The organism is Pseudomonas sp. LBUM1676 (assembly GCF_059695605.1).
This window is the reverse complement of record NZ_CP166777.1, coordinates 6464014-6475931: the sequence shown is the minus strand read 5'-3', so window position 1 is coordinate 6475931 and position 11918 is coordinate 6464014. Positions and strand designations below refer to the sequence as shown.

Here is an 11918-nt window from a genome sequence, read left to right as displayed (position 1 = left end):
GTGATTTTGCCGGCCCCATCGCGAGCAGGCTCGCTCCCACAGTTGATCTTCAGTGAATACAAAGTTTGTATGCGACTGAGATTAAATGTGGGAGCGAGACCGGCTTGCCGGCGAAAGCTATCTATCAACCACCGCAGAACTCATGGCTTGGCTTTGGCCGCATCGGCAACCTGCGGCACCTGCGGCAACGCCGCGCCTTTGGGCCAGAGCATCCAGATCTGCCCCTGCTGTTTCATATCCCCGGCCAGTTGCCCGGCTGCTTCACCGGTGCCCCAGAACAGGTCCGCCCGGACTTCACCGGCGATTGCGCCACCGGTGTCCTGGGCCGCCACCGGACGAACCAGTGCCGTACCGTCCGGTTTGGTCGTCGATAGCCACAACAGACTGCCCAGCGGAATCACCTTGCGATCCACTGCCGCGCTGTAGCCCGCAGTCAGCGGTACGTTCAGCGAGCCACGAGGCCCTTCGTTGCTGTCCGGGTTCTGGGTAAAGAACACGTAGCTCGGGTTGCTGCCGAGCAGTTCGGGAATGCGTGCCGGGTTGGCCTTGGCCCAATCGCTGATGGCGCCCATGGTGACCTCTTCTTTCTTCAGCTCGCCTTGCTCCACCAGCCAGCGACCGATAGGCCGATACGGATGGCCATTCTGGTCGGCATACGCAATGCGCAACTGGCGGCCGCTGTCGAGCTGAATGCGTCCAGAACCCTGGATTTGCAGGAATTGCAGGTTCATCGGATCGGTCAGCCAGGCTACGACCGGTGCTTTGACCCCTTTGGTCTCGATCGTTGACGCATCGTCGTAAGGCTTGAGCACGCGACCTTCGAGCCGGCCCCGCAGGCGTTTGCCCTTGAGTTCGGGGTAGATGCTGTCGAGGGAGACGATGATCATGTCCTCGGGCACGCCGTACACCGGGATATTCGCCACGTCGGTCTGGGTCAGACTGCCGGGATAGACCGGTTCGTAGTAGCCGGTGATCAAGCCGTTGGGGTTGTCATTGGCTGCGCGCAGGCCGTAGACATCGAGGTTTTGCTTGAGAAACCCGCGAATCTCGTTGGCGGTTTGCGGCACATTGGCGGCAGCGGCGCAGGTCGCACCCCAGACCGGGTCGGCCTTGAGTCGGGTACACGCGCTGCGCCACGAACCGAAGCCGGCCACCAGGTCGATGTCGGACACCACGGGAAGCGCTTCCCATGTGGCGCTGGAGTAGGTCGCCAGGGCGTGGGTTTTCGGTTTGGCGGGTTCGCCGCCGGTGCAGCCCGCAAGCACGGCCACCATTGGAAGAGTCCAGGCCAGGCTGTGGCGCCATGCCTTGTAACGGCTGTTCATGGAGTAATTCCTTTGCCGGTTGCCTGAGTGCTCCATGCGCTCATACAACCCGTATTGATAATAGGGCTATTGGTGTTTGCCTGGGACACGGGGATACTGGCCGCCGTTTCCAGTGACTGAAGCCACCATGACTTTTAAAAGACTTTCCATTGTATTGCTGGCCTGCCTGACATTGTCCGCGTGTGGCGCTGTCGACCCAAACTCGCCGCTGGGCCAGCGCAAGTCGATTTTCAAGCAAATGCTCAAGACCAGTGAAGACCTTGGCGGCATGTTGCGTGGCCGTATACCGTTCGACGGCGGGAAATTCGCCGCCGGTGCCGTGAAACTCGATACGTTGTCCCATGAGCCGTGGAAACATTTTCCGCAGGTACGCGAAGAAGATCACACCAGCGCCAAGGATGACGTCTGGCAGCAGCAGGCACGCTTCCAGGAATTGGCCCGCAGCCTTGAAGCCGCCACCGGTGAGCTGGTGATCGCCAGCAAGGTCCAGCCTTACAAGGCCAGCAACCTGGGGCCGGCCGTGCAGAAAGTCGAAGATGCCTGCAGTGCGTGCCATAAAGAGTTTCGGGATCATTGATCTGAAGGTGCTCATGACCTGTTCCAGCGTTTCCACGCGGGGCATGGGGGCGGTTGAGCTCCTACAAGGGGTCACTTATCCAGTTCGTCGAGCGCTTCCTGCAATTCCTTGCGGGACTCGGCGAGTTTGTCTTTGCGTTTGTTGATCTTCTCGGCGTCGCCTTTCTTCATGGCCTTGTCAAGGTCGGCCTGACGCTTGCTCACTTCGTGCTTGGCGTCGAGTACCTTGTTTTCCCGCTCTTTCTTCAGGGAGGCGTCGGTGCAATTGGCGGTGACTTCGCTCAGGGCCGTTTCCAGGCCAGCCTGTTGATCGGCATTGCCACGGGATTTGGCCAGTTCGATCTGGTTGATAATGCCCTGCTTCTTGGCGGCGCATCCGGTCAGGCCCGGAGCTTCTTCGGCGGCCATCAGCGGAGCGGCCATCACACTGCAAAGGGTCAACAGGGCGAGGGGTGAAAGAAATTTCATAAAAGCTCCATGTGAAGGCAATCGGGTCGATGCGGCGATGGGTTGTTTGAGCCCGCCGGCACCCTTGGGTTCCCAGGTCGGCGGGCATCAACGGCCGCTAGAAACCGTCAATTCCCGCCTCACGTAATGTCTCGCTCAAGGCCAGGACCTGCGGGTCGCGGAAAAATGCGCTCAATTGCGCCGCGCGTCCCGGGCCGATACCGGCTTCGGCCTGCCATTGTTCAGTGTCGCGTTGCGCCAGTTCCTGCCATGAAGCACCGAGGCGTGCCTCGCCGGTCGGCGGCATCCCCAGTGCGATCAGCCAGCGGGCGAATGGGCGTTGGCGTGCGATGCTGAAACTGTCGAAAAGACGTGCGCCGCTACGCTCGCCGAAACCATCCATGTTAGCAAGCTCTTGAGCATCAAGGGTCAACCAATCCAGCAGCCCGTTCAAGCGGCCTGTTTCGAGAAGTTTCTCCCAAGTGCCCGAACCAACATGGGGCAAGGCCAGCCCCTGGCTGCCACTGAGCCAGGTCAGGCGTGCGAGAAACTGACTTGCGCATCCTGGTGTCGGCTGCCAACAACTCAGTGGATGAAAGTCCGCTGCCAGCGGCACGTTCAATTCAGTGCGTTCGGTGCTGCGCAGGACGACACCGTCGAGCCTGGGAATGGTCAGGCCCGCCAGGCTGATGGAGACCTGATCACCGGGCCGGATGTCCATCGCTTCCCAACGTTGCAAGGAGCTCACCGTGACCCGTTTGATCTGCCGGTCATCAAGCCTGAGCGGCGTCAGTTCCAGCACCGGTGTAATGCGCCCGGTGCGCCCGATCTTGAAGTTGACCCTGCGCACCTCGGCCAGCGCCTGGGCAAAAGGGTATTTCCAGGCGACGATCCAATAAGGCGCTTTGGCCTGCCAGCGTTCGGCGGGGGGACGTTGTTCCTGGCGCAGCACGACGCCATCGGTGGCAAAAGGCAAGGGGGAGCGGTACCAGTGCTCGCGCCAGCGTTCAGCATCGGCGATCGCCTTGATCGGCTTGCTATAGGGCGCAGTGCTCGAGAACCCCAATTCATCCAGTGCTGTCAGGCGCGCAGGCAAACTGGCGGGACCTTGGGGCCAGTCCCAGACAAAAAAGCCCACCCCTGCAGCGTGCTCGGCACTCAGGACCTTGCGGGCCATCAAGCCGGCCACGGTGCCGCGGGCACCAAGGCTGCCGGCCTGGGCTTGCACATGGTCGGTCGCGCGCAAGTAGAGTTCGCCCTGCACCAGCAGATCCAGCGGCTGTGACAGTTGCTGGGGGATGCCGGCAATCTGTCGCGCCGGGGTGGTCCAGTCCTGGCCGTTGACCCCGTCGCCGCGACTGATCGCTTGAACCAGCAGGCCTTTGCGATAGATCAGCGTCACCGCCACACCATCGACCTTGGGCTGAATCCAGACATCGCTTCGACCCTTCAGCCAGGCTTCGACGGCGTGACTGTCATGCAGTTTTCCCAGGCCGGTGTGGGCGATGGGGTGAGCAACGGTGCCACCTGCCGTGCGCAATGGCTCGGGGGAGGGGCCTGCCGCGAAGCATGCCCGCCATTCGCTCAGTCGCACACGGGCCTGGTCGTAGAGTTCGTCGGCGACCAATGAGCGGCCGTCGCGATGATAGCTGGCGTCCCAGAGGTCGATCTGTTGTTGCTGGGCGGTGATTTCAGTCTGGGCGCGAGTGGGGGTCCAGTCGGGGCATTCGGTGGCGTGGGTGCTCAGGCAGAAAAAGCTCAGAACAAAACCGGGTAATGCGCGCAGGTTGAAGAGCATCGTGAGCGTCCTTGCTCGTTGGGGATGCTCAGAGGTTAGTCAGTATTGTCTGGCGAGCAGGGCGGGTGTTTTGCCTGGTGTTTCTGTGGCTATCGGGCTGGCCTCTTCGCGAGCAGGCTCGCTCCCACAATGGATCTTTGTCGTTCACAAATCCCCTGTGGGAGCGAGACCGGCTTGCCGGCGAAAGCGGCGACACGGTCTCAAGCGCAAAACAATAAAAAGCCCCGCAAGGCGAACCGGGCGGGGCTTTCTGTACAGCCAGGGAAGTCTTACAGACCGGCAGCCGAACGCAGGGCGTCGACGCGGTCGGTTTTTTCCCAGGTGAAGGTGGTGAAGGTATCGTCACCCACGGTCTTGGTCTTCGGGGTGCGACCGAAGTGGCCGTACGCCGCGGTTTCCTGGTACATCGGGTGCAGCAGGTCGAGCATGGTGGTGATTGCGTAGGGGCGCAGGTCGAACACTTCGCGGACCAGGTTGATGATTTTCTCATCGCTGATCTTGCCGGTGCCGAAGGTGTTCAACGAGATCGACGTCGGCTGGGCCACACCGATGGCGTAGGAAACCTGAATCTCGCAGCGCTCGGCCAGGCCTGCAGCGACGATGTTCTTGGCCACGTAGCGACCGGCGTAGGCGGCCGAACGGTCAACCTTCGACGGGTCTTTACCGGAGAACGCACCGCCACCGTGGCGAGCCATGCCGCCGTAGGTGTCGACGATGATCTTGCGACCGGTCAGGCCGCAGTCGCCTACCGGACCACCGATGATGAACTGACCGGTCGGGTTGATGTGGAACTGTGTGTCCTTGTGCAGCAGTTCGGCAGGCAACACGTGCTTGACGATCAGCTCCATCACGCCTTCGCGCAGGTCTTTGTACGAGACTTCAGGGTTGTGCTGGGTCGACAGGACGACCGCGTCGATGCCCACGACTTTGCCGTTTTCGTAACGGCAGGTGACCTGGGACTTGGCGTCCGGACGCAGCCACGGCAGCAGGCCGGATTTACGCGCGTCGGCCTGGCGCTGTACCAACTGGTGAGAGAAGGTGATCGGCGCTGGCATCAGCACGTCGGTTTCGTTACTGGCGTAACCGAACATCAGACCCTGGTCACCGGCGCCCTGGTCTTCAGGCTTGGCACGGTCGACGCCCTGATTGATGTCGGGAGACTGCTTGCCGATGATGTTCATCACGCCGCAGGTCGCGCCGTCGAAACCGACGTCGGAACTGGTGTAGCCGATGTCGGTGATGACGTCACGAACGATCTGCTCCAGGTCAACCCAGGCCGAGGTGGTGACTTCACCGGCAATGATTGCAACGCCGGTTTTCACCAGGGTTTCGCACGCTACGCGGGCGAACTTGTCTTCAGCAATGATGGCGTCCAGCACTGCATCGGAAATCTGGTCGGCGATTTTGTCCGGATGCCCTTCAGACACGGACTCGGAGGTGAAGAGGGAGTATTCGCTCATCTCGATTTTTTCCTGAATTTACCGATGGTGAGTGTCGCCAGTCGGTCGCTGAAAGTGGCGGACCTGAATCTGGAAACCATTACGTAAGCCTACATAGAGACTTTCCCCGGGGGCGAGTCCCGCGGCGGTGGCCCAGCGGGCCAGATCGTCCTGTTCAAACCCCAACCATAGATCACCGCAGGCCTCCCTGGCCCAACTCTGGTTGTGGCTACATAACTCTGTCACTAACAGGCTGCCGCCTGGTTGCAGCAGGCCGGCCATGTGCCTGAGCGCATCGGCCGGCGCGGCAAAATGGTGCAGCACCATGTTCAGTACAACGCAATCGGCCTTGAGGCTCACCCCATTCAACGCATCGGCCAGTTGCAGGCTGACGTTAAGCAGGGATTCGCGCTCGCAGACCTGGCGCGCCAGTTCGAGCATGGCCGGGCTGTTGTCCAGCGCCGTGACCTGGGTGAAGCGGCGAGCCAGCTCCGGCAGGAAGGCGCCGTCGCCAGGCCCGACTTCGATGGCCGTGGCCCCTGGGTTGAAACTCAGCTTGTCGAGCAATGCCACTACGCTTTCGCGGTATTGCGGCAGGCCGGCGATCAAGTCTTGCTGGGCGCGAAATTTCTCCGCTACCCGTGAGAAAAAGTCCTGGCTGGCTGCGGCTCGTTGTCCGTGGACCTGGGCGATGCGCGACTGCACATCGGCAGGCAAGGCCAGGTTATCCACCTCTTCCAGCAGCGCTGCATGCAGCTTGCCGCCCGGCAGGTCGGTGTGGGGCAGGGCGCGCCGGTAGAAAATCGCATTGCCCTCACGGCGGGTCGCCACCAGGTTGGCTTGCGCCAATACCTTGAGGTGATGACTCATGCCCGACTGGCCGATACCGAAGATCTGCGCCAGTTCCAGCACGCCAAACGAGTCGTTGGCCAGCGCGCGCAATACATTCAGGCGCAAGGGATCGCCACCGGCCTTGCACAGGGCCGAGAGCTCATCGCCATCGTCATGTCGTATGGATCGCGCACGTAAATTCATAGGGCCAGCAGTCTAGTGACGCTCCGAAAGCATCGCAAGGGCAATATCAAAAAGTTTTGATATTGCTCGATAGATGGCACTTCTCAGCGGCATGTTCAGTCAATAAACGAACAGCGGAAAGGTTTCATCAGTCGAATACGCTGTTATCGATTGGAAAAACCTCCTCAGATGACTATCTGTGATTGCCCCGAGGCGGGTGGGTGAGGGAAAATGCTCGCCTTTTTTCCGATTCGTTTTATTCACTCTCGATTCAATATCCGCAGGAGAACAGCGATGCCCAGCCGTCGTGAGCGTGCCAACGCCATTCGTGCCCTCAGCATGGATGCCGTGCAAAAAGCCAACAGCGGCCATCCCGGTGCCCCTATGGGTATGGCGGATATCGCCGAAGTACTTTGGCGTGACTACCTCAAGCACAACCCGAGCAATCCATCGTTCGCCGACCGTGACCGCTTCGTGCTGTCCAACGGTCATGGCTCGATGTTGATCTACTCGCTGCTGCACCTGACCGGCTACGACTTGTCGATCGAAGACCTGAAAAACTTCCGCCAGCTGCACAGCCGCACCCCGGGCCACCCGGAATTCGGCTACACCCCTGGCGTTGAAACCACCACCGGTCCACTGGGTCAGGGTCTGGCCAATGCCGTGGGTTTCGCCCTGGCGGAAAAGGTCCTGGCGGCGCAATTCAACCGTCCCGGCCACAACGTTGTCGACCACCATACCTACGTGTTCCTCGGTGATGGCTGCATGATGGAAGGCATTTCCCATGAAGTCGGCTCCCTCGCCGGTACCCTGGGCCTGGGCAAGCTGATCGCCTTCTATGATGACAACGGCATCTCCATCGACGGCGAAGTCGAAGGCTGGTTCACCGACGACACCCCGAAGCGTTTCGAAGCCTACAACTGGCAAGTGATCCGCAACGTCGACGGTCACGACCCGGAAGAAATCAAGACCGCGATCGAGACTGCGCGCAAAAGCGAGCAACCGACCCTGATCTGCTGCAAGACCACCATCGGTTTCGGTTCGCCGAACAAGCAAGGCAAGGAAGACTGCCACGGTGCGCCATTGGGTGACGCGGAAATCGCCCTGACCCGCGCGGCGCTGAAATGGAACCACGGTCCTTTCGAAGTCCCGGCCGACATCTACGCCGAGTGGGACGCCAAGGAAGCCGGTCGCGCTGTCGAAGCCGAATGGGATCAGCGTTTCGCGGCCTACTCCGCAGCCTTCCCTGAACTGGCCAACGAGCTGATTCGTCGCCTGAGCGGCGAACTGCCGGCTGACTTCTCCGAAAAAGCCTCGGCTTACATTGCTGAAGTGGCGGCCAAGGGCGAAACCATTGCCAGCCGAAAAGCCAGCCAGAACGCGCTGAACGCCTACGGCCCGCTGTTGCCGGAACTGCTGGGCGGTTCGGCTGACCTGGCCGGTTCCAACCTGACCCTGTGGAAGGGCTGCAAAGGTGTCACGGCCGAAGACGCCAGCGGCAACTACATGTACTACGGCGTTCGTGAATTCGGCATGAGCGCGATCATGAACGGCGTGACGCTGCACGGTGGCCTGGTCCCTTACGGCGCGACCTTCCTGATGTTCATGGAATACGCGCGCAACGCAGTGCGCATGGCCTCGCTGATGAAGAAGCGCGTGGTGTTCGTCTACACCCACGACTCCATCGGCCTGGGCGAAGACGGCCCGACTCACCAGCCGATCGAGCAATTGACCAGCCTGCGCAGCACGCCGAACCTCGACACCTGGCGTCCAGCCGATGCCGTTGAGTCGGCAGTGGCCTGGAAGCTCGCCCTGGAGCGCAACGACGGTCCTTCGGCACTGATCTTCTCCCGGCAGAACCTGCAGCACCAGACCCGCAATGCGATTCAGATCGAAGAGATCGCGCGTGGCGGTTACGTGTTGAAGGATTGCGCTGGCGAGCCGGAGCTGATCCTGATCTCCACCGGTTCCGAAGTCGGCCTGGCGGTTCAGGCTTACGACAAGCTGACCGAACAAGGTCGCAAGGTGCGTGTGGTGTCTATGCCATGCACCAGCGTGTTCGATGCCCAGGACGCCGGCTACAAGCAAGCGGTTCTGCCGTTGCAGGTCAGCGCCCGTATCGCCATCGAAGCCGCCCATGCCGACTACTGGTACAAATACGTGGGCCTGGAAGGCCGCGTGATCGGCATGACCACCTACGGCGAGTCGGCGCCTGCGCCGGCCTTGTTCGAAGAGTTTGGTTTCACCCTGGAAAACATCCTGGGTCAGGCTGAAGAGCTGCTGGAAGACTGATCCTGACGTTGCGTCGTCTGGACTGCCGCCTTCGCGAGCAGGCTCGCTCCCACATTGGAATGCGTTCTCCTGTGGGAGCGAGCCTGCTCGCGAAACCGGTGGCTCAGACAACGCTGCAGTAACGGTTTCACCCTGGTAATCGAGAACCCCATGCCTCAACCGCGTCCTTACAAAGTTGCACTCAACGGCTACGGCCGGATTGGTCGTTGCGTCTTGCGTGCGTTGTTTGAACGAGGCGCGGCGGCCGGGTTTGAAATTGTCGCGATCAACGATCTGGCCGACATGGCCAGCATCGAATACCTGACACGCTTCGACTCCACTCACGGGCGCTTTCCCGGCGAAGTGAAGGTCGAAGGCGATTGTCTGCATATTAATGGCGACTGCGTGAAGGTCCTGCGCAGTGCCACCCCCGAAGGCATCGATTGGGCGTCCCTGGGCGTCGATCTGGTGCTGGAGTGCTCCGGCGCTTATCACACCCGTGAAGACGGCCGGCGTTTCCTCGATGCTGGCGCGCCGCGCGTGCTGTTTTCCCAGCCGATGGCCAGCGAATCGGATGTCGACGCCACCATCGTCTACGGCGTGAACCAGGATTGCCTGACCGGTGATGAGTTGCTGGTGTCCAACGCGTCCTGCACCACCAACTGCGGCGTGCCGCTGTTGCGCCTGCTGGATCAGGCCATTGGTCTGGAATACGTGTCGATCACCACCATTCACTCGGCGATGAACGATCAGCCGGTGATCGACGCCTATCATCACGAAGACTTGCGTCGCACCCGTTCGGCGTTTCAGTCGGTGATTCCGGTGTCCACTGGTCTGGCACGTGGCATCGAACGGCTGTTACCGGAACTTGCCGGGAGAATTCAGGCCAAAGCCGTGCGGGTGCCGACGGTTAACGTGTCTTGCCTCGACATTACGATGCAGACCGTGAGCGACACCGACGCCACCGAGGTCAACCGGATATTGCGCGAGGCCGCCACCAGCGGCCCGCTCAAAGGCCTTCTGGCCTACACCGAGCTACCCCACGCAAGCTGTGATTTCAACCATGACCCACATTCGGCCATCGTCGATGCCAGTCAGACCCGAGTTTCCGGCCCGCGGCTGGTGAACATCCTGGCCTGGTTCGACAACGAATGGGGTTTTGCCAACCGAATGCTGGACGTTGCAGAGCATTATCTGCAAACAGCAGCCTCTCCAAAACAGTAGGAAATGCGACCCATGACCGTGTTGAAGATGACCGACCTCGATCTGCAAGGTAAGCGCGTACTGATCCGCGAAGACCTCAACGTCCCAGTCAAGGACGGTGTTGTCACCAGCGATGCGCGAATCCTGGCTTCGCTGCCGACCATCAAGCTGGCCCTGGAAAAAGGCGCGGCCGTGATGGTCTGCTCGCACCTTGGCCGTCCGACCGAAGGCGAGTTCTCGGCCGAGAACAGCCTCAAGCCTGTCGCTGACTACCTGAGCAAGGCCCTGGGCCGTGAAGTGCCGCTGGTCGCCGATTACCTGGGCGGCGTTGACGTGAAAGCGGGCGACATCGTGCTGTTCGAAAACGTGCGCTTCAACAAAGGCGAGAAAAAGAACGCTGACGAACTGGCCCAGCAATACGCCGCCCTGTGCGACGTGTTCGTGATGGACGCCTTCGGCACCGCTCACCGCGCCGAGGGTTCGACCCACGGCGTGGCCAAGTTCGCCAAAGTCGCCGCTGCTGGCCCGTTGCTGGCTGCTGAACTGGATGCATTGGGCAAAGCCCTTGGCGCCCCGGCTCAGCCAATGGCCGCCATCGTTGCCGGCTCCAAGGTGTCGACCAAACTCGATGTGCTCAACAGCTTGAGCCAGATCTGCAACCAACTGATCGTCGGCGGCGGCATTGCCAACACCTTCCTCGCGGCTGCCGGTCATCCGGTTGGCAAGTCCCTGTACGAACCGGACCTGCTGGACACCGCTCGCGAAATCGCCGCTAAAGTCAGCGTGCCACTGCCGGTGGACGTTGTGGTCGCCAAGGAATTCGCCGAAAGCGCCACCGCTACCGTCAAGCTGATTGCCGACGTAGCCGCAGACGATATGATCCTGGACATCGGCCCACAGACTGCGGCGAATTTCGCCGAGCTGCTGAAGTCGTCCAAAACCATCCTGTGGAACGGCCCGGTGGGCGTGTTTGAGTTCGACCAATTCGGTAACGGCACTAAAGTCCTGGCCCAGGCCATCGCCGAAAGCTCGGCATTCTCGATCGCTGGCGGCGGCGACACCCTGGCGGCCATCGATAAATATGGCGTAGCCGATCAGATCTCCTACATTTCTACCGGTGGTGGCGCGTTCCTCGAGTTCGTCGAAGGCAAGGTACTGCCAGCCGTCGAAGTCCTTGAAAGCCGGGCCAAGGCCTGAGGTCACTGATTTGACCAGGCAAAGGAGTGTTCACATGGTCAAGACGCTGGCGCTGTTGATCGTCACAGGTTCGCTGGTGGCTTGCGGGAGTAATCCCAAAGCCCCGTCGGTACCCGAGACGCCTGCACAGGATAAAGGCTGCTACCAGGCCGACTGGCAAGCGGAGACCAACCCGGTGATCAACAAGCGTTCCGGACCTGATGGCCTGGACAAATACGAAACGCAGACTCCGGCCAAGGAACATGGCTGCCCTTGACGGGTCAGACTCTCTACTCAGGGCTGGCGGCGTGCGCCGTCAGTCGAGGAACATGGATGAAAGGTTTTATCGCCGTTGCGGCGTTGGCATTGCTGGCAGGTTGCTCGAATTTCAACCTGTTCAAGCCTGCCGAATCGACGGACAACTGGACCACCTGGACTTGTGACAGTCAGGCTAAAGTACTTTGGCGCTACGTCGACGTCAGCCGCATGGAAGTTGACGTGCGTCTGGGTGGAGCCGATAAGGTCTACCGCTTGAAGCTTGAGCCGGGCGCCGAGGGTTCGCTTTACAGCAACGACATGCTGGCGTTTCACGTAAAAGGTGAGGAAGGCCTGGTGTACTGGGTCGCCACCAATGATTTGATCGGCCGCGGTTGTAAAGCGCAGTAAGAC

The 11918-nt window shown here is 60.7% G+C and carries 11 protein-coding genes; 6 read left to right on the top strand and 5 right to left on the bottom strand.

Annotated elements, in window-relative coordinates:
- Window positions 1-140: 140 nt before the first annotated feature.
- Window positions 141-1325: a murein transglycosylase A gene (mltA, locus tag ACA041_RS29940; protein ID WP_497439041.1), complete on the bottom strand. Its 1185-nt coding sequence runs from the start codon at window positions 1323-1325 to the stop codon at window positions 141-143.
- Between the two features lie 127 nt (window positions 1326-1452).
- Here mltA and ACA041_RS29935 point away from each other — a divergent pair, with 127 nt between their 5' ends.
- Window positions 1453-1902: a c-type cytochrome gene (locus tag ACA041_RS29935; RefSeq protein ID WP_497439040.1), complete on the top strand. Its 450-nt coding sequence runs from the start codon at window positions 1453-1455 to the stop codon at window positions 1900-1902.
- Window positions 1903-1973: 71 nt separating this feature from the next.
- Here the strand turns inward: ACA041_RS29935 and ACA041_RS29930 are convergent, their stop codons facing one another.
- The 4 genes from ACA041_RS29930 to ACA041_RS29915 form a co-directional block, all read right to left on the bottom strand.
- Window positions 1974-2369: a DUF1090 domain-containing protein gene (locus tag ACA041_RS29930; RefSeq protein WP_497439039.1), complete on the bottom strand. Its 396-nt coding sequence runs from the start codon at window positions 2367-2369 to the stop codon at window positions 1974-1976.
- Window positions 2370-2466: 97 nt separating this feature from the next.
- Window positions 2467-4146, bottom strand: coding sequence for an NAD-dependent DNA ligase LigB (gene ligB, locus ACA041_RS29925; RefSeq protein WP_497439038.1), 1680 nt, complete (start codon window positions 4144-4146; stop codon window positions 2467-2469).
- A 269-nt stretch (window positions 4147-4415) separates the two neighbouring features.
- Window positions 4416-5606, bottom strand: coding sequence for a methionine adenosyltransferase (gene metK, locus ACA041_RS29920; RefSeq protein WP_497439037.1), 1191 nt, complete (start codon window positions 5604-5606; stop codon window positions 4416-4418).
- Between the two features lie 18 nt (window positions 5607-5624).
- Window positions 5625-6620, bottom strand: coding sequence for an ArsR/SmtB family transcription factor (locus ACA041_RS29915; protein ID WP_497439036.1), 996 nt, complete (start codon window positions 6618-6620; stop codon window positions 5625-5627).
- Window positions 6621-6893: 273 nt separating this feature from the next.
- Here ACA041_RS29915 and tkt point away from each other — a divergent pair, with 273 nt between their 5' ends.
- From tkt to ACA041_RS29890, 5 genes are all read left to right on the top strand, one after another.
- Window positions 6894-8891 carry a transketolase gene (tkt, locus tag ACA041_RS29910; RefSeq protein WP_497439035.1) on the top strand — a complete coding sequence of 666 codons (1998 nt, stop codon included), beginning with the start codon at window positions 6894-6896 and terminating at the stop codon, window positions 8889-8891.
- Window positions 8892-9041: 150 nt separating this feature from the next.
- Entirely contained in the window at window positions 9042-10094 is a 1053-nt protein-coding gene (epd, locus tag ACA041_RS29905; RefSeq protein WP_497439034.1) for an erythrose-4-phosphate dehydrogenase, read from the top strand.
- 12 nt (window positions 10095-10106) lie between these two features.
- Entirely contained in the window at window positions 10107-11270 is a 1164-nt protein-coding gene (locus ACA041_RS29900) for a phosphoglycerate kinase (protein ID WP_150633739.1), read from the top strand.
- A gap of 34 nt (window positions 11271-11304) precedes the next feature.
- Window positions 11305-11526: a hypothetical protein gene (locus tag ACA041_RS29895; RefSeq protein ID WP_497439033.1), complete on the top strand. Its 222-nt coding sequence runs from the start codon at window positions 11305-11307 to the stop codon at window positions 11524-11526.
- Window positions 11527-11582: 56 nt separating this feature from the next.
- On the top strand, window positions 11583-11915 hold the full coding sequence (locus tag ACA041_RS29890; protein ID WP_497439032.1) for an MliC family protein: 333 nt from the start codon (window positions 11583-11585) through the stop codon (window positions 11913-11915).
- Window positions 11916-11918 lie beyond the last annotated feature (3 nt).